The sequence below is a fragment of the Ruegeria sp. AG7 genome (assembly GCF_056541545.1).
Window position 1 is genome coordinate 113,197 of the sequence record NZ_JBQFYP010000006.1, and the last position, 25,641, is coordinate 138,837.

Annotated in this window: 25 protein-coding genes; 16 read left to right on the plus strand and 9 right to left on the minus strand. The window is 57.1% G+C overall.

Annotated elements, in window-relative coordinates:
• Positions 1–2 precede the first annotated feature (2 nt).
• The 13 genes from argJ (at position 3) to ACR0BF_RS10080 (ending at position 13,610) form a co-directional block, all read left to right on the plus strand.
• Entirely contained in the window at positions 3–1,229 is a 1,227-nt protein-coding gene (gene argJ / locus ACR0BF_RS10020) for a bifunctional glutamate N-acetyltransferase/amino-acid acetyltransferase ArgJ (protein WP_480493997.1), read from the plus strand.
• The gene (gene mutT, locus ACR0BF_RS10025) at positions 1,226–1,624 is read left to right on the plus strand and encodes an 8-oxo-dGTP diphosphatase MutT (protein WP_267363933.1); all 399 of its coding nucleotides are present in this window, start codon (positions 1,226–1,228) and stop codon (positions 1,622–1,624) included. The genes argJ and mutT overlap by 4 nt, the downstream gene beginning before the upstream one ends.
• Before the next feature lie 110 nt (positions 1,625–1,734).
• Positions 1,735–2,325, plus strand: a complete 591-nt coding sequence (locus ACR0BF_RS10030) for a hypothetical protein (protein ID WP_480493996.1) — start codon at positions 1,735–1,737, stop codon at positions 2,323–2,325.
• A gap of 288 nt (positions 2,326–2,613) precedes the next feature.
• On the plus strand, positions 2,614–4,605 hold the full coding sequence (locus ACR0BF_RS10035) for an AMP-binding protein (protein ID WP_480606714.1): 1,992 nt from the start codon (positions 2,614–2,616) through the stop codon (positions 4,603–4,605).
• A 78-nt stretch (positions 4,606–4,683) separates the two neighbouring features.
• Complete coding sequence (locus tag ACR0BF_RS10040) at positions 4,684–5,502, plus strand: ABC transporter ATP-binding protein (RefSeq protein WP_480474340.1); 819 nt, start codon at positions 4,684–4,686, stop codon at positions 5,500–5,502.
• Positions 5,503–5,531: 29 nt separating this feature from the next.
• Entirely contained in the window at positions 5,532–6,518 is a 987-nt protein-coding gene (locus ACR0BF_RS10045) for a branched-chain amino acid ABC transporter permease (RefSeq protein ID WP_267363929.1), read from the plus strand.
• Between the two features lie 3 nt (positions 6,519–6,521).
• Positions 6,522–6,779 (plus strand): hypothetical protein, encoded by a 258-nt coding sequence (locus tag ACR0BF_RS10050; RefSeq protein ID WP_209506939.1) that lies wholly within the window; start codon positions 6,522–6,524, stop codon positions 6,777–6,779.
• Between the two features lie 3 nt (positions 6,780–6,782).
• The gene (locus ACR0BF_RS10055; RefSeq protein ID WP_480482437.1) at positions 6,783–7,859 is read left to right on the plus strand and encodes a branched-chain amino acid ABC transporter permease; all 1,077 of its coding nucleotides are present in this window, start codon (positions 6,783–6,785) and stop codon (positions 7,857–7,859) included.
• Between the two features lie 74 nt (positions 7,860–7,933).
• Positions 7,934–9,217 carry an ABC transporter substrate-binding protein gene (locus ACR0BF_RS10060; protein ID WP_480474335.1) on the plus strand — a complete coding sequence of 428 codons (1,284 nt, stop codon included), beginning with the start codon at positions 7,934–7,936 and terminating at the stop codon, positions 9,215–9,217.
• A 111-nt stretch (positions 9,218–9,328) separates the two neighbouring features.
• A complete protein-coding gene (locus tag ACR0BF_RS10065) occupies positions 9,329–10,162 on the plus strand; it encodes an ABC transporter ATP-binding protein (protein ID WP_480474334.1) in 834 nt (277 codons plus the stop codon).
• 19 nt (positions 10,163–10,181) lie between these two features.
• Positions 10,182–11,399 carry a phenylacetate--CoA ligase family protein gene (locus ACR0BF_RS10070; RefSeq protein WP_480606718.1) on the plus strand — a complete coding sequence of 406 codons (1,218 nt, stop codon included), beginning with the start codon at positions 10,182–10,184 and terminating at the stop codon, positions 11,397–11,399.
• A gap of 122 nt (positions 11,400–11,521) precedes the next feature.
• Entirely contained in the window at positions 11,522–13,186 is a 1,665-nt protein-coding gene (locus ACR0BF_RS10075; protein WP_480606720.1) for an ABC transporter permease, read from the plus strand.
• 73 nt (positions 13,187–13,259) lie between these two features.
• Positions 13,260–13,610, plus strand: coding sequence for a DUF2794 domain-containing protein (locus ACR0BF_RS10080; RefSeq protein ID WP_480474332.1), 351 nt, complete (start codon positions 13,260–13,262; stop codon positions 13,608–13,610).
• On the opposite strand, the gene ACR0BF_RS10085 is transcribed toward ACR0BF_RS10080, so the two are convergent.
• The 3 genes from ACR0BF_RS10085 to ACR0BF_RS10095 form a co-directional block, all read right to left on the minus strand.
• The gene (locus tag ACR0BF_RS10085) at positions 13,607–14,344 is read right to left on the minus strand and encodes a C40 family peptidase (protein WP_480624819.1); all 738 of its coding nucleotides are present in this window, start codon (positions 14,342–14,344) and stop codon (positions 13,607–13,609) included. The two genes, ACR0BF_RS10080 and ACR0BF_RS10085, sit on opposite strands and share 4 nt — an antisense overlap.
• On the minus strand, positions 14,341–15,723 hold the full coding sequence (locus tag ACR0BF_RS10090; protein WP_480624820.1) for a leucyl aminopeptidase family protein: 1,383 nt from the start codon (positions 15,721–15,723) through the stop codon (positions 14,341–14,343). Before ACR0BF_RS10090 ends, ACR0BF_RS10085 begins: the two co-directional genes overlap by 4 nt.
• Before the next feature lie 63 nt (positions 15,724–15,786).
• Complete coding sequence (locus ACR0BF_RS10095; protein WP_480554433.1) at positions 15,787–16,176, minus strand: hypothetical protein; 390 nt, start codon at positions 16,174–16,176, stop codon at positions 15,787–15,789.
• Positions 16,177–16,320: 144 nt separating this feature from the next.
• On the opposite strand from ACR0BF_RS10095, the gene ACR0BF_RS10100 reads away from it, so the two are divergent.
• Positions 16,321–16,971 carry a carbonic anhydrase gene (locus ACR0BF_RS10100; protein WP_480474329.1) on the plus strand — a complete coding sequence of 217 codons (651 nt, stop codon included), beginning with the start codon at positions 16,321–16,323 and terminating at the stop codon, positions 16,969–16,971.
• 97 nt (positions 16,972–17,068) lie between these two features.
• Positions 17,069–17,605, plus strand: a complete 537-nt coding sequence (locus tag ACR0BF_RS10105) for an SRPBCC family protein (RefSeq protein ID WP_480624821.1) — start codon at positions 17,069–17,071, stop codon at positions 17,603–17,605.
• A gap of 63 nt (positions 17,606–17,668) precedes the next feature.
• Here the strand turns inward: ACR0BF_RS10105 and ACR0BF_RS10110 are convergent, their stop codons facing one another.
• The 5 genes from ACR0BF_RS10110 to ACR0BF_RS10130 all read right to left on the minus strand — a co-directional run bounded on the left by ACR0BF_RS10110 (position 17,669) and on the right by ACR0BF_RS10130 (position 23,439).
• A complete protein-coding gene (locus ACR0BF_RS10110) occupies positions 17,669–18,586 on the minus strand; it encodes an endonuclease/exonuclease/phosphatase family protein (RefSeq protein WP_480624822.1) in 918 nt (305 codons plus the stop codon).
• 346 nt (positions 18,587–18,932) lie between these two features.
• The gene (locus ACR0BF_RS10115) at positions 18,933–19,874 is read right to left on the minus strand and encodes a class I SAM-dependent methyltransferase (protein ID WP_480482420.1); all 942 of its coding nucleotides are present in this window, start codon (positions 19,872–19,874) and stop codon (positions 18,933–18,935) included.
• A 213-nt stretch (positions 19,875–20,087) separates the two neighbouring features.
• Positions 20,088–21,110 (minus strand): aspartate-semialdehyde dehydrogenase, encoded by a 1,023-nt coding sequence (locus ACR0BF_RS10120; protein ID WP_480474325.1) that lies wholly within the window; start codon positions 21,108–21,110, stop codon positions 20,088–20,090.
• Positions 21,111–21,213: 103 nt separating this feature from the next.
• Positions 21,214–22,245: a glycosyltransferase family 4 protein gene (locus ACR0BF_RS10125; RefSeq protein ID WP_480624823.1), complete on the minus strand. Its 1,032-nt coding sequence runs from the start codon at positions 22,243–22,245 to the stop codon at positions 21,214–21,216.
• Positions 22,246–22,266: 21 nt separating this feature from the next.
• Positions 22,267–23,439 (minus strand): MFS transporter, encoded by a 1,173-nt coding sequence (locus ACR0BF_RS10130; protein WP_480474323.1) that lies wholly within the window; start codon positions 23,437–23,439, stop codon positions 22,267–22,269.
• A gap of 140 nt (positions 23,440–23,579) precedes the next feature.
• On the opposite strand from ACR0BF_RS10130, the gene ACR0BF_RS10135 reads away from it, so the two are divergent.
• The gene (locus tag ACR0BF_RS10135; RefSeq protein ID WP_480624824.1) at positions 23,580–24,722 is read left to right on the plus strand and encodes a DUF3095 domain-containing protein; all 1,143 of its coding nucleotides are present in this window, start codon (positions 23,580–23,582) and stop codon (positions 24,720–24,722) included.
• A gap of 4 nt (positions 24,723–24,726) precedes the next feature.
• On the opposite strand, the gene ACR0BF_RS10140 is transcribed toward ACR0BF_RS10135, so the two are convergent.
• A complete protein-coding gene (locus ACR0BF_RS10140; protein WP_480518138.1) occupies positions 24,727–25,497 on the minus strand; it encodes an HpcH/HpaI aldolase family protein in 771 nt (256 codons plus the stop codon).
• Between the last annotated feature and the right edge of the window lie 144 nt (positions 25,498–25,641).

Genomic DNA, 25,641 nt, shown 5'->3' on the forward strand with positions numbered 1-25,641 from the left:
CCGTGGCCAAGATCACCAAGGTTTCGCCGCTGGCGCCAGCGTCCTTCCCTGATTTGCCTGCAATTGACGGTGTGCGGTTCGCCACCGTCGCGGCGGGCGTGCGATATCAGGGCCGCACCGATGTCATGCTGGCCGTGCTGGACCCGGGCACATCTGTGGCCGGGGTCTTTACCCGTTCGGCCACACGGGCGGCACCGGTTCTGGATTGTCAGGACAAGATCGGCGGGCCCAGTGACGGCCCGGCGGCGATCCTGGTGAACTCGGGCAATGCCAATGCCTTTACCGGGCATTATGGTCAGACCTCGGTGGCCGAAGTAACGCAGGCCGTCTCGAAGGCGACTGGTGTTCCGGTCGAGCGGGTCTTTACCTCCTCCACCGGCGTGATTGGTGAGCCGCTGGCTCATGACCGCATCATTGCCAAGCTTGAAACGCTGAAGGCGGGTCTCAGCCGTCACGCGATCGAAGATGCCGCACGCGCGATCATGACCACGGACACCTTCCCGAAAGGGGCCGTGGCGCAGGTCGAAATTGATGGCAAAACAGTCTCTATTGCGGGGATTGCAAAGGGTTCGGGCATGATTGCGCCAGATATGGCGACGATGCTGGTCTATATCTTCACCGACGCGCAGGTCGAACAATCAGCGTTGCAGGCGATGCTGAGCGCGCAGACAGACCGGACGTTCAACTGCATCACCGTGGACAGCGATACATCCACCTCGGACAGCCTGCTGCTGTGCGCCACCGGCGCTTCGGGTGTGGACGCCACCGGCAACGCGGCTTTCGCCGAGGCGTTGGAAGCCGTGATGCTGGATCTGGCCCAGCAAGTGGTGCGCGATGGCGAAGGTGCCACGAAATTCGTCGAAATCCGCGTAAAAGGGGCCGCAACAGACGCTGACGCCAAGATCCACGGCCTTGCCATCGCCAACTCTCCGCTGGTCAAAACCGCCATCGCGGGCGAAGACCCGAACTGGGGTCGTATCGTCATGGCCATCGGTAAATCCGGTGCCGCGGCGGACCGCGACCTGCTGAGCATTTCCTTCGGCGACATCCTTGTGGCCGAAAAAGGCTGGGTCAGCCCCGATTACAGCGAAGACGCAGCTGCCGCTTATATGAAAGGTCAGGATCTGGTCATCGCCGTTGATCTGGGCCTGGGCGAAGGCAATTCCACCGTCTGGACCTGCGATCTGACGCACGGATATATCGAGATCAACGCGGATTACCGCTCGTGAAAACCGTGTTGGTCTCTGCTGTCGCCCTGATCGACATCGAGGGCCGGGTGCTGTTGGCCCAACGCCCCGAGGGCAAATCCATGGCCGGTCTTTGGGAGTTTCCCGGCGGCAAGATCGAGCCCGGCGAAACCCCCGAGGCCGCCCTGATCCGCGAATTGCACGAGGAACTGGGCATCGACACCTGGGCCTCGTGCCTTGCCCCCCTGACCTTCGCCAGCCACAGCTATGATGATTTCCACCTGCTGATGCCTCTGTTCGCCTGCCGCAAATGGCAGGGCATCCCACAGTCGAAAGAGGGGCAGGCGCTGAAATGGGTCCGCGCAAATGACCTGCGCAATTACCCCATGCCGGCCGCGGATGTGCCCCTGATCCCGATCCTGCGGGATTGGTTGTAGGGGCTCAAAAGGCGTCAGGCGCAAACGGCCCGAATTTCGGCTTGGCGGATTTATTTGCCGATTTGTGGTAGTGTTCGAGTGCTTTCTCAATGGTGAAGGAGTACCTCGTTATGATTGCAAGTCGAGTTGGAAAGCTTTGGGTGTCCAGGATTGTTTTGATTTTGGCCTTATTTGTTTTGGCGGTTCATAGTGCCAAAGCAGATGATGCGAAGACTGCAGTATCGGTCATGATCGAAGAGCAGGCCCGAATTGATCGCTATGTCGAACTCGATTTTGCACGGCAAGATCTTTTGTTTCACCAGACGAGCACGATCCTGGCCCTATACGGTGATTACAACTCCTACACCAAATCGGACGGCACTCAGGCCAATGGCTCTGACATGACGCGATTCAGAAATCGGGTCACTGAATACGTGCCCGCTGCCATTGTGGATTTCCGGCGAAAGTCCCAAAGAGACAAAACAATTTCCGAGGATGAGGCAAGCAAGGCAGTAGCCGCAGAAACCCTGATGGAAGAGATGGTTTTGGCCGCAGGTGAAATCATTGAACTTTGCGACGCCAACAAGCCCTATGAGGCAAGTCTCGTTTACCGCGATAAGACAATGCCCTTGAACACGAAACTTTTGGGGTTGCTGTACACGTTGCGCTCAACATCTGTTGGTCGTTTTAAAAAAGCAGCATTAAAAGCTAAGTATCAGTAACCGCGCCAACCTGCCGAAGGTCGAATTCTGTTTGCCGGTCCGGCGTCCCTGCTGCACACAGGACCTGTTTGGTACGGTAATTGCGTGGGACGAACGGGTTCCTCGTAACAGTCTGCATTTGTACATATTGTACAAAACGTAACATCACCCTTCTGCACCTGTTACAATTCGTAAGAATTGAGAAAACATCAGGCAAAACTTGACGCTGATCGTGCGGGTGTCCCAAATCGGGGCACTGGCATCCGGGGGCTTTCCCGGATCCGCCATTTCCGGCTTAGAGGAGGCCGGATGGGGAGGAGAAAAAGATTGGCTCAGACGCAGTCGGGCGCCGAAGGGTTGCACTCCCTTCCGGCGCTTCTACACCGCAACGCGACCCAGTTCGGGGATGCCCCGGCCTATCGGGAAAAAGAATTTGGGATCTGGCAATGCTGGACCTGGGCTGAAGCGGCCAAGGAAATTCGCGCGCTCGCTCTTGGATTTCTTGAAATTGGCGTTGAGCGCGGTGACCACATTGCCGTGGTCGGACGCAACCGGCCAGCGCATTACTGGACCATGGTCGCGGCACAGATGGTCGGTGCAATTCCGGTGCCTCTGTATCAGGACGCAGTCGCCGAAGAGATGACCTATGTGATGGAGCATTGCGGCGCGAAATACGTCGTCTGCGGTGATCAGGAACAGGTCGACAAGGTCATCGAAATTCAGGAAAAAGTGCACCAGATCAAGCACATCCTCTATACCGACAAGCGAGGGATGCGGAAATACGACCACAGCCAGATGAACGCGCTGGAAGACCTCATGGCCGAAGGTCAGGCAGGACATCAGCGGTTTGATGCAGAGCTGGACAAGCGCATCTCTGAGATCACCTATAACGACACCTGCGTCATGCTTTATACCTCGGGCACAACGGGCAAGCCCAAGGGGGTGGTTCTGTCGAACCGCAACGTGATCGAAAGCGCCAAGAATTCAGCGATCTTCGACCATCTGACCCGCGATGAAGATATCCTCTCCTACCTACCAATGGCATGGGTTGGGGATTTCATCTTTTCCATCGGTCAGGCCTATTGGTGCGGGTTCTGCGTGAACTGCCCGGAAAGCGCCGACACGATGATGACCGATCTGCGCGAAATCGGGCCGACCTATTTCTTCGCCCCGCCGCGCGTGTTTGAAAGCCAGCTGACCAATGTAATGATCCGGATGGAGGATGCGAGCAAGCTGAAACAGCGCATGTTCCATCACTTCATGGCGCATGCCAAAAAGGTGGGCGGCAAGTTGCTGGATGGCAAACCCGTCGGCTTTGGCGACCGGATGAAATACGCGCTGGGTAACCTGTTGGTCTATGGGCCGCTCAAGGATACGCTGGGCTATGGCCGGTTCCGGGTTGGCTATACAGCGGGTGAAGCGATCGGACCGGAAATCTTTGATTTCTATCGATCTTTGGGCATTAACCTGAAACAGCTTTACGGTCAGACCGAAGCAACCGTGTTCATCACAGTACAGCCGGATGGTGAGGTTCGGGCCGATACGGTTGGCGTGCCCGCGCCGGATGTTGAGATCAAGATCGACGACAAGGGCGAGATCCACTACCGCTCGCCCGGCGTGTTTGTCGAATATTACAACAACCCGGATTCCACGGCATCAACCAAAGATGCCGAAGGCTGGGTGGCAACGGGTGATGCGGGGTTTATCGAGGAAAGCAGTGGCCATCTGCGGATCATCGACCGCGCCAAGGACGTGGGCAAAATGGCCGACGGGTCCATGTTTGCGCCGAAATATGTCGAGAACAAGCTGAAATTCTATCCCGATATTCTCGAGGTCGTTCTGTTCGGAAACGGCAAGGATCGCTGTGTGGCCTTCATCAATATTGACCTGACGGCGGTCGGCAACTGGGCGGAACGCAACAACGTGGCCTATGCCTCCTATCAGGAACTGGCGGGCCATCCGCGTGTGTTAGAGACGATCAAGGCGCATGTGGAAGAGGTCAACAAATCGGTAGCAGCTGATGAAATGCTGTCCGGTTGCCAGGTGCATCGCTTTGTGGTGCTGCACAAGGAACTGGATGCTGATGATGGTGAAATGACCCGCACCCGGAAAGTTCGGCGCGGGTTTGTCGAAGAGAAGTTCCACGACATCATTGCGGCGCTTTACGACGGGTCCGAAAGCGTCTCGACCACGACCGAAGTGACCTATGAGGATGGGCGCAAGGGATCGATTAGCGCGACGCTGAAAATCGTGGACGCGCCGGTTGTACCGGTTGCGCAGCACAAGGTGGCAGCGGAATGAGGGCCGCCACAGCACCGCGCGACCTGCGGCCATCGCCCTGTCCGCCATCCCGTTTTTGCGCAAGTCAGGGAGTGACTGATGCTGGATAACGCCGAAGGATATGTCACCGAAGACGGTCGCAAGATCGGCGGCGTGGTGATGGAGATGAAGAACATCACTCTGCGCTTTGGCGGCGTCGTGGCGATCAAGGATATCTCGTTCGATATTCGCGAGGGTGAGATTCGCGCCATCATCGGGCCGAACGGGGCCGGAAAATCATCGATGCTGAACGTCATCTCGGGGTTCTATGTCCCGCAGGAGGGCGAGGTCTGGTTCCACGGATCAAAACGCCCAGCGATGCGGCCCTTTGAGGTGGCGCAGCAGGGGATCGCGCGGACGTTCCAGAACATCGCCCTGTTCGAGGGGATGAGCGTTTTGGACAACGTCATGACAGGGCGTTTGAATTTCATGCAGACCAACATCCTCCAGCAGGCCTGGTGGAAGGGAAAGGCCGAGGCGGAAGAGGTTGAAAACCGTGAGGCGGTCGAGAAGATCATCGATTTCCTTGAAATCCAGCACATCCGAAAAACGCCCGTGTCGCGCCTTCCATACGGGTTGAAAAAGCGGGTGGAACTTGCGCGTGCTCTGGCGGCAGAACCAAAGCTCTTGCTGCTGGATGAACCGATGGCGGGCATGAACGTTGAAGAGAAAGAGGACATGAGCCGCTTTATCCTCGACGTGAATGACGAATTCGGCACCACCATCGCCCTGATCGAACACGATATGGGCGTGGTGATGGACCTGAGCGACCGCGTGGTCGTGATGGATTACGGAAAAAAGATTGGTGACGGTACACCCGACGAGGTGCGCAACAATCAGGAAGTCATCGACGCCTATCTGGGGGTCAGCCATGACTGAGACCAAAGCAGATATCCGGGGAGGCACATATGCCTGAGCAGTTAATCTTTGCCACGGAGGTCATCCTTAACGGTCTGATGGCCGGGGTGCTTTATGCGCTGGTCGCGCTGGGCTTTGTGCTGATCTACAAGGCATCCGGGATTTTCAATTACGCGCAAGGGGTTATGGCCCTGTTTGCGGCGATGACACTGGTCGGGATCATGAACGGGCAGGTGCCTTTCGCGCATTTGATCAACGCGACCTTCGGCACTCATGTCTATAACTTCGGCTGGAACATCCCCGCCCTGCTGGCGATCATCCTGACAATGGGTGTGATGGTTCTGCTGGCCTGGTGTGTGCAGCGCTTTGTCATGCGACATCTGGTTGGGCAGGAGCCGATCATCCTGTTCATGGCCACGATCGGTCTGGCCTATTTCCTTGAAGGTGTGGCCGACCTGATGTGGGGATCCGAGATCAAGACGCTGGATGTGGGTCTGCCGCAGGGCATCAACCTGTGGATCGACGAGGTCACCTTTAACATCTTCGGCTATGGCTTCTTCATCGACAACCTCGACATCGTGGCAACCGTAATTGCGGCGCTTCTGGTGGCGGCGCTGGTGGCCTTCAGCCAGTACACAAAACAGGGCCGGGCCATGCGTGCTGTGGCAGATGACCATCAGGCGGCACTTTCGGTCGGGATCTCGCTCAACTTCATCTGGGTCATGGTCTGGTCGGTGGCCGGGTTCGTGGCGCTGGTCGCGGGGATCATGTGGGGCACCAAATCGGGCGTGCAGTTCTCGCTGTCGCTGATCGCACTCAAGGCGCTGCCGGTGTTGATGCTGGGCGGGTTCACCTCGATCCCCGGTGCCATCGTCGGCGGACTGATCATCGGTGTGGGCGAGAAGCTGTTCGAATTCTCGGTTGGCCCGCTGGTCGGCGGCGCGACCGAAAACTGGTTCGCCTATGTGCTGGCGCTGATCTTCCTGGTGTTTAGACCGCAGGGTCTGTTCGGCGAGAAGATCATCGAGAGGGTGTAACGCATGACCAAGCTGATCGCCATCATCAATGTGATCGCATGGGCGGGGTTCTGGGCCTTTGGATATATCGCGCTGACTTCGAATGACCTGACTGACAGTCAGCTGACGATTGCCGCGATCCTGGCCTTTGCCGGTCTGATCATGGGTGTTCTGGCCTACCTGAAACTCGTGCGCGCCTCTGAGGCGAGCGGATATGCCAAAGGGTCCAGCCAGCTGGACGCCGCGACCCGAAACCGGGCGCAGGAAGAATGGGGAAAGTAACAGATGTTCTATCGTGAGGCCGGAGATTTCAAAACCTCCTACGTGGATGACAGCCAGACTTTCCCGATCAAGTTCGACCGGTACCGGTACTATGTCGTTCTGGCGGTGGCGTTTGGGATCATTCCGTTCATCATCAACGACTATTGGGCAAACGCCCTGCTGCTGCCCTTTCTGATCTATGCCATCGCGGCGATCGGATTGAACATACTCGTGGGCTATTGCGGGCAGGTCAGCCTTGGTACAGGCGGTTTCATGGCGGTGGGTGCTTATGCCTGCTACAAGTTGATGACCGCATTTCCAGATGTCAGCATGTTCATTCATGTCCTGTTGGCTGGTGGTATCACAGCGATTGTAGGCGTCTTGTTCGGCCTGCCTTCCCTGCGGATCAAGGGGTTCTATCTGGCGGTGGCTACGCTTGCGGCACAGTTCTTTCTGGTCTGGCTGTTCAACCGGGTGCCGTGGTTTTACAACTACTCGGCCTCGGGTCAGATCAACGCGCCCGAGCGTGACGTGTTCGGCATTATCATCTCGGGCCCGAACGCCCCGGCCTGGGCGACCTACCTGTTCTGCCTGATCTTCCTGACCTTTAGCGCGATTATTGCGCGCAACCTGACCCGCGGCACGACCGGGCGGACATGGATGGCGATCCGCGACATGGATATCGCCGCCGAAATCATCGGGGTGAACCCGCTGAAAGCCAAGATCAGCGCTTTCGCTGTAAGCTCGTTCTTTGTGGGCATCGCAGGGGCCTTGTTCTTTGCCGTCTATCTTGGCGCGGTCGAGGTGGGCGAAGCATTCGGCATTCAGAAGTCATTCCTGGTGCTGTTTATGGTGATTATCGGAGGATTAGGCTCGATTTTCGGGTCTTTTGCCGGGGCGGCCTTCCTCGTGCTGCTGCCGGTTCTGCTCAAACTGGTTGGCGTCGATCTTCTGGGTTGGCCGACCGATATCGTTGCCCATCTTCAGCTGGTGATCGTGGGCGCGCTGATCATCATGTTCCTGATCCTGGAACCCCACGGTCTTGCACAGTTGTGGCGCGTGGCGAAAGAGAAACTCAGACTCTGGCCGTTCCCGCACTGAGGGCTGGCCCAATCATAAAGACGGGTGATCAAGCCCGAACTCAATATCGGATCAATCAAGGGAGGAGACACCCGATGAACAAGAAACTGGCAACCGTGGCGCTGAGCGCCCTGATGGCGGCAGGACCTGCGATGGCGGATCTTGTGTTCCCGTCGCTCAGCTATCGAACCGGGCCCTATGCGGCCGGTGGTATTCCATTCGCGGACGGTTACGCCGACTATTTCACGCTTCTGAACGAGCGGGACGGTGGCATTGGCGGTGTACCAGCAAACGTGATCGAATGCGAAACCGGGTATAACACCGAAAAAGGCGTGGAATGCTATGAATCCACCAAAGGTGAAGGCGCGCTGGTGTATCAGCCGCTGTCGACCGGTATCACCTATCAGCTGATCCCCAAAGTGACCGCAGACGGCATTCCTCTGCACACGATGGGGTATGGCCGGACCTCGGCTGCGAACGGCAAAGTGTTCAGCCATGTGTTCAACTATCCGGCCAACTACTGGAACGGTGCGTCCGGTGCGATCAACTATCTGCTGGATGAAAATGGCGGTGACCTGAGCGGCAAGAAGATTGCGCTGGTCTATCACAACTCGGCCTATGGCAAGGAACCGATCCGGACGCTGGAAACTCTGGCTGAAAAGCATGGGTATGAGCTGTCCTTGCTGCCGGTTGATCACCCGGGCCAGGAGCAGAAGTCGCAATGGCTGCAAATTCGCCGCGAAAAGCCTGACTATGTCATCATGTGGGGCTGGGGCGTCATGAACCAGGTTGCGGTTCAGGAAGCGGCCAACATCCGTTTCCCGATGGAAAACTTCATCGGTGTCTGGTGGTCGGGCGCGGAATTCGACGTTCAGCCTGCTGGGGAAAAAGCGACCGGTTACAAGGCGCTGACCTTTACTGGCCTTGGCATGGACTATCCTGTCTATGACGACCTGAAAAAGTACGTCGTTGACTCGGGCAAGGCTGCAGGTGCCGGCGATCAGCTGGGTACAGTTCAGTACAACCGTGGTCTTTATGCCGCCATGCTGGCAGCCGAGGCTGTGAAAACGGCGCAGGCGATGCACGGAACCGCTGATATCGACGCGTCGATGATGCGCGATGGCATGGAAGCATTGGAAATGACCAACGCCAAGATGGAAGCTCTTGGCATGTCCGGGTTCGGCCCTGAATTCTCGGTCTCCTGCGAGAACCACGGCGGCCCAGGCCTTGTCGGTGTTGTTCAGTGGGATGCGGCGACTGGCGCCTGGAACCCGGTACAGGACTTCAAACCGACAGATGCCGAAGTTATCGGCGCGTTGATCGATGAAGATTCCGGTGCCTACGCAACCGAAAACAGCATCTCGCCACGTTGCGAGTAAGGCATGTTGCGCCACGGATGTGATCCGGGGCGTTCAGACAACCGGAGCGGCGGGTCGCCTGCCGCTCCTCACGAACAGCCCCGGAACGGGCAGGCATGAGGAAACGCGCTGATGCTGGATGCGGCACAAACCACTGACGTGCAGGCGGAAACCCTGCTTGAGGTCAATAATATCGAGGTGATCTACAACCACGTGATCCTCGTGTTGAAAGGCGTCAGCCTGAACGTTCCAAAGGGCGGCATCACAGCACTGCTGGGCGGCAATGGCGCGGGCAAGACAACCACGCTCAAGGCCGTTTCGAACCTGCTGCATTCCGAACGCGGAGAAGTCACCAAAGGTTCGATCAAGTATCGCGGCCAGAACGTGCATGAAAGCGATCCGGCCGATCTGGTTGAAAAGGGTGTCATTCAGGTGATGGAAGGCCGCCACTGTTTCGAGCACTTGACCGTCGAGGAAAACTTGCTGACCGGCGCATATACTCGAAAAGACGGGGCTGCTGCAGTCCAGCGGGATCTTGAGATGGTTTACGCATATTTTCCCCGGCTCAAGGAACGCCGCCGGTCGCAGGCAGGCTATACATCGGGTGGGGAACAGCAGATGGTTGCCATGGGGCGGGCGTTGATGTCGCGGCCCGAGACGATTTTGCTGGACGAACCCTCAATGGGGCTTGCTCCGCAGCTGGTCGAAGAGATTTTCAGTATCGTGAAGGACCTCAACGAAAAAGAGGGCGTGTCCTTTCTGCTGGCAGAGCAGAACACCAACGTCGCCCTGCGCTTTGCACATTATGGTTACATTCTTGAATCCGGGCGTGTCGTGATGGATGGCCCGGCAGCCGACCTGCGCGAAAACCCGGATGTGAAAGAGTTCTACCTGGGTATGTCCGATGAGGGCCGCAAAAGCTTTCGCGATGTGCGGTCCTATCGTCGTCGCAAAAGGTGGCTGTGAGCGGATGGAGGATATGGCGATGACCTATTTCGACGCACTCGAAACACGCTCGACAGACGAACGCGCCTCGGATCAGGCCAGGGCACTAGTGGAGCAGATTAAACGCGCGATGTCGGCCCCTGGATTTGCGTCGCATTTGTCAGAATCAGACACTAATAATGTAATGTCAGCAGATGATTTGCCAACATTGCCCGTTCTGCGGAAATCGGATCTGACCCGAGCACAAGCCAAACGCCCCCCGTTTGGCGGATTTACGGTAAAACCGGCGCGGCATTTCCATCATGTGTTCCAGTCACCCGGACCGATCTATGAGCCGGGCAGCACTGATCACGACTGGTGGCGCATGGGCCGTTTCCTGAATGCTGCGGGTGTTGGCGCAGGGGACATCGTCCAGAACTGTTTTGGGTATCACCTGACCCCGGCCGGTATGATTTTTGAAAACGGCGCACGCGCTGTTGGCGCGGCTGTTCTGCCCGCAGGAACCGGACAAACCGAGTTGCAGGTGACTGCCGCCCGCGACGTTGGCTGTACGGCCTATGCAGGCACGCCGGATTACCTGAAAGTCATTCTGGACAAAGCCGACGAGATGGGCGTTTCACTGCATTTCTCGAAAGCCGCCGTTGGCGGAGGCGCTTTGTTCCCGTCTTTGCGACAGGAATATGCCGATCGGGGTATCTCGTGCCTGCAATGTTACGCGACAGCGGATCTGGGCAATATTGCTTATGAAAGCGCCGCGATCGACGGGATGATCATCGACGAGCACGTGATTGTCGAGATTGTTACACCGGGAACCGGAACTCCGGTGGCGCCGGGTGAGGTGGGTGAGGTCGTGGTAACCTCACTCAACCCCGATTACCCGCTGATCCGCTTTGCGACGGGCGACCTGTCCGCCGTGATGCCGGGAATTTCTCCTTGCGGTCGCACGAACACCCGGATCAAGGGTTGGATGGGGCGTGCAGATCAGACAACCAAGATCAAAGGTATGTTCGTGCGTCCGGAGCAGGTTGCCGCTTTGGTCGACAAGCATGAAGAGATCGTCAAGGCTCGAGTCATTGCCACCCGTCAGGGCGAGATGGATTCGATGACTGTCCAGATCGAAAGCACAGGCGGGGATGATACGGCATATGCTAGATCGGTGGCCGAAGTGCTGAAACTGAAAGGCGCAATCGAAGTCGTCGCTCCCGGCTCGCTGCCCAAAGACGGGCTGGTGATTGAGGATCAGCGCGTCTACGAATAGCAGTGAAAATCAGGTCTGCGGCAGTTTGTGTCGCAGATTTGTTGACCGACGCACTGGTGTTTCCGAGCATTTTGGTCGATTAAAGGCAGACCCTAAGCCTTTGCCAATCAAAAGCCGGGATGATGGCCCAGATCGACTATTCAGAAAACGGATCACGCAATCGCGGTGTACGCGGCACACGGCTGTTGGCCGCTGTCGCCTATCTTGTGGCTGCCGCGTGCCTGCTGCCCATGGTGGCCGTGGTCTTGGCAGCGGTGACCGGCGGAACAGATACGATCTCGCACCTGATGGACACGGTGTTGCCCGGCTATACCGTGACGACCCTGATCCTTGTGGTTCTGGTTGCGGCGGGTACGTTCAGTATCGGCACGGGCGCTGCCTGGTTGGTGACGATGACCCGCTTTCCCGGTGTCAGGATCCTTGAGATCGCGCTGGTCTTGCCGTTGGCCTTTCCGGCGTATGTGCTCGCCTATGCGTACACCTTTATTCTGGATCATCCGGGTATTGTTCAAAGCACCTTGCGAGATGTAACGGGCTGGGGGCCGCGCGACTACTGGTTCCCTGAAATCCGCTCGACCGGGGGCGCGGCGGTGATGCTGATTCTGGTGCTTTACCCCTATGTCTACCTGCTGGCACGGGCTGCGTTCCTGCAACAAAGTGCTACGGCGTTTCTGGCGGCGCGGGCGCTGGGCAACAACCCATGGCTGGCGTTTCGGCGCGTCTCGCTGCCGATGGCGCGCCCGGCAATCGCCGGTGGCGTGCTTCTGGCCATCATGGAAACCATCGCCGATTTCGGAACCGTGTCGTATTTCGGTGTGCAGACCTTTGCGACCGGGATCTACACCAGCTGGTTTTCCATGGCCGACCGAGCGGCGGCGGCGCAGCTGGCGTGGTGCCTGCTTGTCTTTGCACTGATCATGGCTGTGGCCGAGCGCACCCAACGCGGTAAGGCAAAATACTATCAGGCAGGAAAGAAACATGCTGCCCAACCGGCGGAAGATCTGACCGGTCTTCGCGCCGTCGCGGCATTCTTGTTATGTACGATACCCGTTATCTTCGGGTTTCTGCTGCCCGTTATCATACTGGTCGAGATGGGTTTGGAATCGGAACAGAACCTGCTGTCGCGGCGCTATATCGGTTTCATCCAGAACTCGCTGACCCTTGCCGGCACGGCCGCGGTCGTCACTGTCTTTGCGGCGATCTGTGTCGGGTTCTTTCAACGTCTGAGACCCGGGCGCGCGTCGTCTGCGACGGCCTACATGGCGCGGCTGGGATATGCCGTGCCCGGTGGCGTCATCGCAGTCGGCTTGATTGTACCTTTCGCCAGCTTTGACAACGCGCTGGATGCCTGGATGCGGCAGACCTTCGATGTATCGACTGGGTTGTTGGTTACAGGCTCGATTTGGTTGCTGGTTGCCGCTTACATGGTGCGATTCCTTGCTGCCGCGCTCAGCGCATATGAAGGGGGGCAAAGCACGGTTCATGCCAATATGGATGCCGCGGCCCGGTCGTTGGGGCAAACACCGCTGGGAACATTGCGGCGCGTTCACCTGCCCATTCTGACACCGTCGCTGCTGACTGCGCTGTTGATCGTCTTTGTGGACGTAATGAAGGAATTGCCTGCCACCCTGATCATGCGCCCGTTCAACTTCGACACACTGGCCGTACAGGCATACAGGCTTGCCTCGGATGAGAGGCTTGAGGGTGCCGCCGTGCCCTCACTGGTCATTCTGGCAGTCGGCCTGCTGCCGGTAATCCTGATCTGCCGTCAGGTTGGTCGGCGGTAACACTTGTGTTGTAAATGCCGGACAACCGCGCATCAGGCTTGATTCAAACATAATTTCCGGCAAGGCTGGCGGTATGAACATGCAGCCTCCCAACCGGTTTTCGGCAAGCGCAGCGCAGATGCCCGTGGCCTTTGACCGGCACGAGATGTCGCAAATCCTGTCCGTTTATGGACGGATGGTCGCCGCCGGAGAGTGGCGGGACTATGGTATCTCAAACCTGCGCGACATGGCGGTGTTCTCGATCTTCCGGCGCACTGCTGAGCACCCGATCTACCGCGTCGAAAAGCACCCGCGCCTGAAATCCCGGCAGGGGATGTACTCTGTCATCGGTATGGATGGCCGCATCCTGAAACGCGGCCACGATCTGCGAGCCGTCCTGCGGGTGCTGGAACGCAAGCTCATCCGGGCCGTAAACCCGGATTAGAGCCTTTTTCGCGCTGTAACAGGCCCGTCGCCCTGATCCTGAATGCGCTGGATCGCCCGGTCCATCGGCTCGTACACAACCGCCATATGGCTGGCGTTCGCATGCAAAATCATGTTGTCGCCCGAAACCCAGGCCACGTGACCTTTCCAGAACAGCAAATCCCCGCGCTGCGCAGGTGTTCCAGCTGACAGGGCAGCGCCCAAGGCTTGTTCCTGATCGCCGCTATCGCCGGGGCAGGGAATACCGCAGGCCAGCAACGCGGCCTGAACAAGCCCTGAACAATCGATGCCGAACCGGCTGTTGCCGCCCCACAGATAGGGCGTACCCAGGAACAACTCGGCCACGGCAACCGGATCGTGCGGTTTTTCTGCAATAGGGGCCATGTGAACCTTTGGGACAAAACCCAATTCGGTCTGCACAAACCGATCCGTTTCGGCAGTCGCGTGGATTTTACTTCCGAAACTCAGAGACACGAGATCGCGGCTTTTGATATCAGGGGTCAAGTATGCATGTGTTGCGGGCGCATTGATCCAATGCGTTGCAGGTATTTCCTCGGACAGGTGGTCTGTTTCCAGCCAACCAGCATATCCGTCTTTTTCTGCGACGATCCTGCTCCACCCGCCGTGGTTTTCTTTGACGTGAACCGTGTCCCCCAGCAGCAATTGACGATCACGCGGCCCGTCAGGAGCACGCAACAGGTCGACGACCGGTTTGGATACGCGGCGCTTGGTCATAATCCCAATACCTCCGGTAAGGCCGACAGCACCGCGCGTGATCCCTGACCCAGACCGCCTTTTGTGCGGCCGGGTTCATTGCTGGGTTGCCACGCGTAAATGTCAAAATGGATATAGCGGCTAGACCCTACGAACCGGCGCAGAAACAGCGCGGCGGTGATAGACCCGGCAAACCCGCCCGAGGGGGCATTGTCCAGATCGGCAATGCCGGGTTCGATCATCGCCTCGTAGGGTGTGTGAAACGGCATTCTCCAGACCGGATCGGCAGAAGTTTTGGCCGCTTGTGCCAAGGCCAGCGCGCAGCTTTCGTCGTCGGTGTAGAACGGTGCCAGATCAGGGCCCACGGCCACGCGCGCCGCACCGGTCAGCGTCGCCATCGAGATCACCAGATCGGGATTCCCTTCATCCGCCAAAGTCAGCGCATCAGCCAGAACCAGACGCCCTTCGGCATCGGTGTTGTTGATTTCAACGGTCAGGCCCTTGCGTGACGTCAGGATATCACCGGGGCGAAAGGCATTGCCTGAGACTGCGTTTTCAACGGCCGGGATCAGAATCCGCAGTTGCAGGGGAAGGTCCAGCGCCATGATCATCCGCGCCAGTCCCAGCACATTGGCCGCGCCGCCCATGTCTTTTTTCATCAGGCCCATGGAAGCGCCCGGTTTCAAATTCAGCCCGCCGGTGTCGAAACATACACCTTTGCCCACTAGTGTCAGTCTGGGGCCACTGGTGCCCCAGTTCAACTCGATCAGCCGGGGGGCCTGCGCCGCGGCCCGTCCTACTGTGTGAATCATGGGAAAATTCTGATCCAGCAGCGCATGGCCGGTGATCACCTTGCAAGACGCGCCGAACTCATTCGCCAGAACCTCGACCGCTTGCTGCAACTGATCCGGTCCCATGTCCGAAGTGGGCGTGTTGACCAGATCGCGCGTCAGAGCCTCGGCATTTGCCATGGCCTCGATACGGGTGGCGTTGATGCCATCAGGTGCAATCAATGCCGCTGACCCTCCGGTCTGGGACGCGTATCGATCGAAGACATAGCCAGTCATCAGCCAGCCAAGACACTCCATCTCCAAAAGATCCGCAGGAATGCCCGAAGCAATGCCGTAAGTGCCTTCCGGCAGCGCCATGGCCGCTGCGGCAAGGGGGAACCGTTTGCGCGCACGTTTTTCTTCGGTTCCGTAACCAGCCAGCGCGAATTCAATTGCGCCGTTCGTTGCCGGCACAAGCAGGGCCTGCCCCAGAGCGCCGGAAAACCCGTTTGCTGCGACCCAGGACTGCACGCGCTCAGGCTGATCCAGAAGCCAGCCGTCCAAATCCGGCTGCGCGATCACATGAAGCGGTACGGAAGGGTCAGAGGATGGGGCGAAGGACAGAGTCATGGGCGCCTCGGCAGATTGTTTCTGTGCACAGACTAGCCGCGCATAATCTGCCCGCAACCCCTGTCAGACGGAAAGGTTCTGTTGGTCCCAGACGGCTGTCAACGACCGCTCACCAACGCGGATCAGACGTCCCAGCGTCGCGCCCGCTGCTACCGCGTCACCGGCATCGACGGCCTGCGCTACGTCACCTGCAACCCTGGCCAGAACCGTCATCCCGACCTGTTCGGAAATCGCGACCAGCGACCTTGCGCATTTGCGCAGGTCGGCCCACTTGCGCTGACGCCAAAAGCGTTCGCAGTTCGACAGGCGCACTGCCAGTTCTTCGATGGTGCGGCACAGCACATCCAGCGCGTTCTTGTCGCCCAGTTGACGGTAAAGGCCACTTAATTGATCCGAATCCAGACGGACGGATTCCTTGTGTTCAAGCGTGATTATTTTTTCCACCACATTCACCCTAATTCTGACGCCCCCACGGCGCAGGTTTGATACTGGTGGCAAATTCCTTTGCAAAACCTTGCAGAGAAATCGGATAATTGCTCGAATTTTCCTAGAATTCGGTTTAGAGGATCGATCAGCGACAAGAACGGGGACACCGTAATGGAATTTGCCAAACCTTTGCCGAGCTATCTGGTCACGCGGTATCACGGCTGGAAAGCGACCACGTATTCGGAAAACCAGGTCTGGTTCAAGCGGCTGGCAGATGAAGGGCAGCGGCCCCGGGCGATGGTGATCTCCTGCTGCGACAGCCGGGTCCATGTGACTTCGATGTTTGGTGCGGATCAGGGCGATTTCTTTATCCACCGCAATATCGCCAATCTGGTGCCTCCCTATGCGCCGGACGGCGATCATCACGGTACCAGCGCAGCAATCGAGTACGCCGTCACTTCTCTCAAGGTTGCGCATCTGATGGTTCTTGGCCATTCGCAATGCGGTGGCGTTCAGGGCTGTATCGACATGTGCAAGGGTCAGGCGCCGCAACTGGATGCAAAAGAAAGCTTTGTCGGCCGCTGGATGGACATTCTGAAACCAAAATTCGAACTTGTCGCTGATATCGAAGACAGCCTCGAACAAGCCCGACAGCTGGAACGCCAATCGGTTGTCGCGTCGCTTGAAAACCTGATGACGTTCCCGTTTATCTCGTCAGCGGTCGAACAGGGCACTCTGAGCCTGCACGGGTTGTGGACCGATATCGGCGCTGGCGGGTTAGAGAGTTACGATCCCATACAGAAGAAATTCGTTCCGGTCTGACGACAGTTCATAGTGAATAAACGATGAGGAATACGGCTCTGATTCAGAGCCGTTATTTCGTATACTCCATTCATGACGTTTGAATTTGGAGCTTGCTATGAAGATGCTTAAGCGATTTCTCGCAGGGTTGTGCCTCCTTGTTTTACTGTTCATCGCAGTCTCTTACGTGTTGCCCGGCAAGGCGGAAGTGTCCCGCAGCATCGCCATCGACGCCCCGGCCGCAGTGATCTTTCCGTTTGTGAATTCCATGCAAGCGACTGAGAAATGGTCCCCCTGGCTGTCACGCGATCCGGAGACGAAACTAAGCTACAGTGGCCCCGATGAAGGTGTCGGCAACAAGTTGAACTGGAGCTCTGATCACGCACAGGTTGGCAGCGGTACGCAGGAAATCGTCGAAAGCGTGGAAAATCAACTGGTCAAAACAGATCTGGACTTTGGGCAGATGGGCACGGCCTCGGCTTCGTTCACACTGAAACCCGATGGTGACGCAACCATCGTGACTTGGGGGTTCGAATCCGATCTGGGGCTCAATCCCATGTCCCGCTGGATGGGGTTGATGATGGATAAATGGGTTGGCGGCGATTACGAGCGCGGGTTGAATAATCTGAAAGTGCTGATCGAAAATAACACCTAGACCCTTCTTGAGATCGCAACATGCGTTCTGGTTTGCCCACCAAGGCAGCGGGGACCTCGCGGATCAATCCAAACGAAACCGCGCGAATTTGCCGAAGTGGTCGGATCCCATGAAGGGGCGCAGCTCAACCGTTCCGGTTGTTCCTTTCGGGAACAAAAGGTTGTCGATCGGCAAGGGTAAGTGCCAGCTGCCAAGATTATGAGTATTCAGGACGGCCCCAAAACTCTGGTTGTCTGCTGCCGCTGCGATCCGCCGAACGCTTGCACCCCAGGGAACCATGTTGAAATCTCCGGCAATCAGAACCGGGCCATCCAATTTTGCGATGCGTTCTGCAATGATCCGGCTTTGGGTTGATTGGTCGTAGGGAAAAGGCCACTTCAGGTGGATCGATACGATCCAGACCAAAGACCCATCCGGGGCCTTGACCTGCAATCCGACAAGACCGTGGCCTTTCAGGCAGAACTCGGAACCTTCGACAATCGGAAGAGTTGTCAGGATGGCAACGTTTTGTTCGGGACGGAACTCACAGATCACCTTTTCGGGGTAATGCTCGAACAGGTTGCTCATGTATTCGCGGTTGTGACTTGAGACTTCCTGCAACGTCACGATCTGAGCATCGGATGCAATGATGTCGTCGGCCAGCGAATACCGGGGCCACGCCCGGCTCATGAGGTTCTTTTGATACAGGGTCAGACACGGACCGTCGCAGTCCTTGGGCGGGGCGGCGAAACTGGTTGCGATTGATCCCACAGCAACAGCGGCAAAGGCCAGGGTGACCAAAGCAAGGTATCTGGCGCGCATATACAGCAGGATCGCGGCACACGGCAAAAGCAGAACGCCAGCTTGCGGGCGGAAAAGCGCAAAGGAATCTCCGACCGCCAGGAATTGTCCGGTAAACCCGATGAGGATAAGCCCAACCAGAATGCCTGTACATCCTGTGATCAGGTATCTTCCAATTCTGCGTTTGGCCGAATTTCCCATGCTCTGCCTCTGATGCCCTGTGCAGGGCACCACCTGTTGTCTGCTCTGTCTCATCCGTTGCGTTCAGATCCGTGCTTAGCTGGCAAGCACGCCTGAATTTGTCAACTGGTCGGGGGAATGTTCCGAATTCAGGACCGGTATTTGAACATTTCGTTCGGACTGATGAGCCTAAAGGTTCCACTAGAGAGGAACGGGTGATGAAAGTGGGTCTGTGTAAGTTACCGGAGGTCCGCTTCGAGCCCAGATGCAAGGTTTTGTCGTCCTTGCTTTCTGATTAACGGTTGCCACCCGAGGTGCCGAAAATTCTCGGGTCTATTCAACACAATTTCATTGCGCGTTTCTTAAACTAACGCAGCACTGGCTTTGTAGACTTAGTGATTATCAAGCCTATAGAAGTTGTAACGTACCCCTTCATCAGCAATCGCATGTGCTTGGTGCCAGAGTACTGTCTTGGATCCCCTTTGCGCCTGTCCACGGTTAAATCAAGTGGATCGTCGCCTAAGCGAATATCCAACGGCTCCACTTTGTGTCCTTTGGATTGAAGGCGTTTCACAGCATCTTCAATGTCACGTAGGCGATAGATTGCGGTCTTTCCGCCTTTTGACGTCCGGGTGTTTGATGATAGGTTGAATTCCGTTGTATGCACAGCGACCCCACCGGGACGCAGGCAGTCCATCTGTTTCTCCAAAAAACGAACTCCGAGTTCGAGAGAACCGCAGTGCTCGAAAGAACACGTGGACCAGGTAAAGTCGTACCCTGAGATATCGCTGGGAATATCGTTCATATCAATGGGGCGAAATTTGACGCTCTTCTTAAATAATTCCTTTGAGCAGATCTCAGAGAAAAGTAAATCTTCGACTGATGCGCTCCATTGGCCAGTTGTCTCCCAACCTTCATTACCCTTGTTGTTGTCAGCCAGATCACTCGCTAGAACTTCGCAGCCCTTCGCTGCGAGGTAGGCAGGGATTCTTTCCTTACCAACTGCGAAACCCAAGCCCTTGATTCCGGGCTGGAGTAGGTCGCGTTCGCGCAAAGCTTGTAAAATGAAAGCCAGCTCCCAATACTTGCGATGGTGAGTATGAGGAAGATTGAGTTCTTCAATGCAGGCGGCAAACTCATTCGAGTTTAGGCGTCCTGTTCGAGCGATTTCTGAACCTAACGGGCCTTGGCTCAATGGGCTATTAGATGAGACGTAGCTTACTTTTGGGTCGCGCTCGAAATTTTCGATACGGATTTTGGGAGTTGGACGTAAGATTGCTTCTAGCTTATCGAAAAAGGCTCGAGCCACGGCGGTTCACCATTTAATTAACCGAGATAGTGTTTTAGTAAGTCCAACGCTTTATCGGATCAGAAAAGTTGAATATTGTAGTTTGAATATATTATCAACATTCCAAATGCTTGATGCACAAAGCCAGTCTTGTTCCGCAAGTTTGGCTTTCTAAAAAGAAACCCGCTGATCAAACAGCGGGTTTCTTTTTTAGTTTTTGCAAAGGCTGGATTGTCAGCCCTTTTTCAGGACCTCACGGCCCAGCAGTTCGGCGATCTGAACCGCGTTCAGGGCGGCACCCTTGCGCAGGTTGTCGCTGACGCACCACAGGTTCAGACCGTTTTCGATGGTCGAATCCTGGCGGATGCGGCTGATGAATGTGGCAAAGTCGCCTGCGCACTCGATGGGCGAGACGTAGCCACCGGCTTCGCGCTTGTCGATCACCATGATGCCCGGCGCTTCGCGCAGGATATCGCGGGCTTCGTCTTCGTCCAGAAATTCCTCGAACTCGATATTCACGGCCTCGGAATGGCCGACGAAGACCGGAACGCGAACGCAGGTTGCGGTGACCTTGATCGACGGATCGACGATCTTCTTGGTCTCGACAACCATCTTCCACTCTTCCTTGGTCGAGCCGTCTTCCATGAAGACGTCGATCTGCGGAATGACGTTGAAGGCGATCTGTTTCTGGAACTTCTTCGGTGCGACTTCGGTGGTAGGGTTGTAGACGGCCTTGGTCTGATCCCAAAGCTCATCCATGCCTTCCTTGCCGGCACCCGAAACCGACTGATAGGTCGACACAACAACGCGCTTGATCTTGGCGCGGTCATGCAGCGGCTTCAGTGCGACAACCATCTGCGCGGTCGAGCAGTTGGGGTTGGCGATGATGTTCTTGTTCTTGTAGTCGTGGATCGCCTGCGGGTTACATTCCGGCACGATCAGCGGAATCTCCGGGTCATAGCGATAAAGCGACGAGTTATCGATCACCACACAACCCGCTGCCGCCGCTTTTGGAGCGTAGACTTTGGTCGCCTCGGAACCCACGGCAAACAGCGCCATGTCCCAGCCGGTGAAATCGAACGTGTCCAGATCTTTGGTCGTAAGGGTCTTGTCGCCAAAGCTTACTTCGGTACCCAGCGAGCGACGGCTTGCCAGTGCGGCAAGTTCATCAACCGGGAACTGGCGTTCAGCCAGAATGTTCAGCATTTCGCGGCCCACATTACCCGTGGCGCCGACGACTACGACGCGATAGCCCATTTCATGTCTCCAAAGTTAAGGACGCGCGTTCATAGCCGCGTTGCGGCGAAGAAAAAAGGGCTATCAGCGGGGTTTTCAACGACTGATGCCGAATTCAAGCGGTTCAATCGTTCAAAAGTCGTTCATAAAGCGCAACCAGCGTCTTTGCTTCGCCCTGAATGTCAAAATTCTGCTCGACATGGGCGCGGGATACCTGACCCGCTTGTGACAGGGAATCATTGTATTTCAGCATCTGGGCAATCGCCTCGACCAAGGCGGGAACATCATCGGGGGCCACCACCTTGCCAAAGGATGGATCAGTAATGATCTCGGAGAACGCACCGACATCTGTGGCTACAACCGGAACACCGCAGGCCATTGCTTCGAGTGGGGTCAAACCAAATCCCTCCCACCTTTGTGGCGCAACAAACAGGTCCAGAACCTGATACCATTCAGCAATCTGATCTACGGTCACCTCGGGCTTGAAAAGGATGCGATCCGACAAGCCAGCTTTGGCGACTTTAGTCTTCAGTTCGGCCAGAAAAGCGGTGTGTTTCTCGGTTGCCCGGCCCATGACGATGCCTGACACCGTGTCGAACCGCCCGCACACGTCAATCATGGCGTCGACAAAGGCATCCGTGCCTTTTTGGTGTCGGATACGGCCATAACACCCCAACAGTACCCCATCCGGCAGCCCCAGTCGGGCACGGACAGTGGCCTTGTCTGAAGGTGGAACAAAGTCCTGGAGGTTAATGCCATGCATTACCACCTGCGAGTCTCGTTCAAGATACCCTGCGGTTTTGCGCGAGGTTGCAACGACAGCATCCATCTTGCCGATCAGCCATTTGGTATAGCCTGTGTGCGGCCTTTGGGACGCGCTTGTGAACAGCATTTTGAGTTTCAACCGGAACACATTGCGCAGGATGAGCCCCAGCAACATCTCGGTGTTGCGGCGTGCGTGCCAGACCCGCCTTTTACGACGCGACAGGAAAGGCAGTCGACCCAGCGGGATGTGCGGAGTGTCGGCGGGCAGACCCGGACCAGTGGCGGCGATATCGATCCATTGCGCTTGCAGCGGAACCAGCCTTGCTATGGTCGCCGTTACGCCCGAAAGTCTGCGTTTCAGATTTGGGGCTATGACAACGGGGTCGTTCAACGGACTCTCCTGATGGCTGCGTCAATCCACACTATCCCGGCTGAATAGATAGATCACGCAACCAATGGCAAGGGTAACCGCAAAAAACCCGAATATTGCTGTGTACGGCACGGTTGATCCGTCTTGCACGGTGGCTGCGTGAATACGCCCGGTGACGAATTGAGCAATGCCAACGCCGCCGATGCCGAAAAGATTCAGCAATGTCACACCACGCCCCACCAGATGCGCAGGCACGAAGGCCCGGCCATGAGCCATGATGACCGGAAAGCTGGCACCGGTAAAGCCGATCACGGCCATCAGCAGGACGGACAGCCATATTGCATTATCAATCCACAGGCAGAGCAGGCCCAGCGCAACTGAACCCAAAGCGTTGCCAGCGAAAACCACCCATTTCCGGGTGCCAAAAATACGGTCCAGTGGTCCGTAGACAAAAGTGCCCGCAATCATGGCCGAGCCCATGATCAGCGTTGCGGTGCCGATCTGAGTGGAACTGAGGTCGAAAACGTCATTCAGGTACGGCCCGGCCCACAGCCCGCGCAGCGCTGCAGCGGGGGCGTAAGCAACCAGCATCAGGGGCAGGATCAGCCACAAGGCAGGCTCCTTCAGCAGATCCAGCAGCGATCCCTTGTGTTCTGTTTCGACCTTCGCAGGGTCGTGAACAGTCAGCCAAAGGCCCAATGCGATTGCGGCGGACACCGCGGCAAGCCCGACCATCGTACCGCGCCACCCCATCCATTCCACGGCAAGCGCGGTTGGATAAGAAGCCACCAGATTTCCAACGGACCCTGCGCCCAGCATCACGGCCGCTAATGTAGCAAACCGCGCCGGAGGGTATTCGCGTGCAAAGATATAGTAGGAGGCCATAAGGACCGGAGAGCACCCGACACCGATCAGGCCCATGGCTATGCTGATGTGCAGGGGCGTTGTTGCGGCTGCGAAAACCGCCGCCCCACCTGCCCCGCCCACCAGAAGCAGCGCGGCGGACGTGAGGCGGGGCCCAATCCTGTCCAGCGCCCATCCGACCGGGATCTGCATGACGGCGAACACGATAAACCAAAGACCGGAAGCAAAGGCCAGATCTTCGGGCGCGGCACTAATGTCACGCTCCAGATCCAGGCTGAGAACCGCAAGGAAAGCACGGAAAAACTGGCTGAGCACATAGCCCAGGCATAAAACCACCAAACCTGCCTGCATATTCAGCCCTTTCCTGCTCGTCCGAGGGAAATGCTTGGCACGCCGTGATGCAACGCACAAGCCTGTGTATATTGTTTCAAAGACAGGACATGGCTCGCCTTACGGCTATCTTTGTCAAAACACTGATTCCGAGGGGGAGCATGAAAGACCTCCAGTCCGCATTTTACGAAAACCTTCCCTTGCAGCGCGATTTTACCCGTCTGGCAGACCCCGCGCAATTTTCAAAACTGCCCGATGATTGGGTTCTGGGTGTTGCTGATATTGTCGATTCAACGGGCGAAATTGCGCGGGGCCGGTACAAGACTGTCAATACTGTGGGCGCTGCGGTAATTTCGGCCATGATCAACGCAATGGACGGCGCGTTGTTTCCATATGTCTTTGGCGGCGATGGGGCGGGGTTTGCTGTCCCGCCCGGAAAAGCTGAAACCGCCCGGACTACGCTGGCGGATTTGCGGCGCTGGGCAGATGAAGAATTCTCCATGCCTTTGCGGGCAGCGCTGGTGTCGGTGGCTGATATTCGCAAAGCGGGTAAGGATCTGCGCGTTGCGCGCTATGCACCCTCTACCGGAGTGGATTACGCCATGTTTTCCGGCGGTGGTCTGGCCTGGGCCGAGGCCGGGATGAAAGCCGGGAAAAATATGGTCACACCCGCCGGGCCAGGTGCGCAGCCGGATCTGACAGGCCTGTCTTGCAGGTGGTCCAACAGCCCGGCCCGTCACGGTCAGATCGTTTCGCTGGTCGTACAGCCCACACCGTCAGCAACCGAACGGGACTTTGCCGATCTTGCGCAATCCGTCCTGTCCGCGTCTGAAACACTGGATCGCGCAGGCCATCCGGTGTCGGAAAAGGGTCCGCCCATAGCGTGGCCTCCACCCGGCCTTGACATCGACGCTCATGTGTCGCGCAACGGGCGTCATGTGGTTTTGCACAAACTCGTCCTGCTGGTTCAGAACCTGTTGATCGCAGTATTGTTCAAAACTGGCCTGCGGATGGGACGCTTTGAGCCGGACCATTACAGACATATGGTCAGCAGTAATGCCGATTACCGAAAGTTTGATGACGGGCTGAAAATGACGCTCGACTGCGATCCGGACACGTTGCGCCAAATCGAACACCTGCTTGAAGAGGCGCGTCGCCGGGGGAAGATCAGATACGGTTTGCACGCACAGGACGAGGCGATGATGACATGTATCGTCCCCTCGGCCATGCGGGATGACCATGTGCATTTTGTTGATGGAGCCTCGGGCGGCTATGCGCAGGCCGCTGCGGCCATGCGCAGTTGACTGTTTAGGATGGTTTCCATTGCGCGGCCAGCGCACGAGCCGCTTGCGCCAGCAGCATCACATCTATGCCGACCGCCAGAAATTGTGCGCCCATGTCCAGATAGGTCTGACGTGCTTCGTCATTGGTGGCAAGGATGCCCGGCGCTCTGCCTGCGGCCTTGATCCGGGCCAGGGCGTCCGCGATGACCTCGCGCACCTCGGGTGCGGCGCTGTTGCCCTTGTACCCCATGTCGGTTGACAGATCAGCAGGGCCAATGAAAACGCCATCCACACCTTCGACTTGAAGAATATCATCCAACGCGGCCAATCCGGCGCGGGTTTCCACCTGCAACAACAGGCAGATTTCCTGATCTGCGGTCTGGATATAGTCGCTTGTCGACCCATACATCGTGGCGCGCGATGCCGCTGCACCAACACCCCGCACCCCGTCCGGCGGATAACGGCAGGCACGGACCAAGTCCTGCGCCTGAGCGGCGCTTTCGACAATCGGAACCAGTACTGTTTGGGCGCCAGCATCCAGAACCATCTTGATCAGCCAGGTCTCTCCGACAGGAACCCGCACAACGGGATGAGATGCGCTGCTGGCCAAAGCTGTCAGCTGATCCCGGATCGAGCGGATATCATTTGGTGCGTGTTCACCATCGATCACCAGCCAATCGAAACCCGCGGTTCCCATGATCTCGGCGGTGACGGATTCAGCAAAGCTCATCCAGCAGCCAACCTGCAGTTTGCCCTGTATTAGAGCCTGTTTGAATGCGTTTTGTGGGGCTGCCATGCTGAAACCTCATATTTCGACCGCAGGGGGTGAGAAGGACAAGAAGCGGATGTCGATGGCATCTTCAACGGTCGTTTTGAATTGTCCAGCCCGAAATCGGCCCGCATGACGGTGCAAATTCGGGTGCGGGCGCTGCTGCTGCGT

Coding starts and splice junctions, on each gene's coding strand:
- ACR0BF_RS10120 (WP_480474325.1), bottom strand. CDS start 21,110: ATGGGCTATCGCGTCGTAGTCGTCGGCGCCACGGGTAATGTGGGCCGC.
- ACR0BF_RS10100 (WP_480474329.1), top strand. CDS start 16,321: ATGGAATTTGCCAAACCTTTGCCGAGCTATCTGGTCACGCGGTATCAC.
- ACR0BF_RS10055 (WP_480482437.1), top strand. CDS start 6,783: ATGTTCTATCGTGAGGCCGGAGATTTCAAAACCTCCTACGTGGATGAC.
- ACR0BF_RS10045 (WP_267363929.1), top strand. CDS start 5,532: ATGCCTGAGCAGTTAATCTTTGCCACGGAGGTCATCCTTAACGGTCTG.
- ACR0BF_RS10090 (WP_480624820.1), bottom strand. CDS start 15,723: ATGACTCTGTCCTTCGCCCCATCCTCTGACCCTTCCGTACCGCTTCAT.
- ACR0BF_RS10130 (WP_480474323.1), bottom strand. CDS start 23,439: ATGCAGGCAGGTTTGGTGGTTTTATGCCTGGGCTATGTGCTCAGCCAG.
- ACR0BF_RS10030 (WP_480493996.1), top strand. CDS start 1,735: ATGATTGCAAGTCGAGTTGGAAAGCTTTGGGTGTCCAGGATTGTTTTG.
- ACR0BF_RS10080 (WP_480474332.1), top strand. CDS start 13,260: ATGAACATGCAGCCTCCCAACCGGTTTTCGGCAAGCGCAGCGCAGATG.
- ACR0BF_RS10105 (WP_480624821.1), top strand. CDS start 17,069: ATGAAGATGCTTAAGCGATTTCTCGCAGGGTTGTGCCTCCTTGTTTTA.
- ACR0BF_RS10065 (WP_480474334.1), top strand. CDS start 9,329: ATGCTGGATGCGGCACAAACCACTGACGTGCAGGCGGAAACCCTGCTT.
- ACR0BF_RS10040 (WP_480474340.1), top strand. CDS start 4,684: ATGCTGGATAACGCCGAAGGATATGTCACCGAAGACGGTCGCAAGATC.
- ACR0BF_RS10070 (WP_480606718.1), top strand. CDS start 10,182: ATGACCTATTTCGACGCACTCGAAACACGCTCGACAGACGAACGCGCC.
- ACR0BF_RS10035 (WP_480606714.1), top strand. CDS start 2,614: ATGGGGAGGAGAAAAAGATTGGCTCAGACGCAGTCGGGCGCCGAAGGG.
- ACR0BF_RS10060 (WP_480474335.1), top strand. CDS start 7,934: ATGAACAAGAAACTGGCAACCGTGGCGCTGAGCGCCCTGATGGCGGCA.
- ACR0BF_RS10110 (WP_480624822.1), bottom strand. CDS start 18,586: ATGGGAAATTCGGCCAAACGCAGAATTGGAAGATACCTGATCACAGGA.
- ACR0BF_RS10085 (WP_480624819.1), bottom strand. CDS start 14,344: ATGACCAAGCGCCGCGTATCCAAACCGGTCGTCGACCTGTTGCGTGCT.
- ACR0BF_RS10135 (WP_480624824.1), top strand. CDS start 23,580: ATGAAAGACCTCCAGTCCGCATTTTACGAAAACCTTCCCTTGCAGCGC.
- ACR0BF_RS10075 (WP_480606720.1), top strand. CDS start 11,522: ATGGCCCAGATCGACTATTCAGAAAACGGATCACGCAATCGCGGTGTA.
- ACR0BF_RS10140 (WP_480518138.1), bottom strand. CDS start 25,497: ATGGCAGCCCCACAAAACGCATTCAAACAGGCTCTAATACAGGGCAAA.
- ACR0BF_RS10050 (WP_209506939.1), top strand. CDS start 6,522: ATGACCAAGCTGATCGCCATCATCAATGTGATCGCATGGGCGGGGTTC.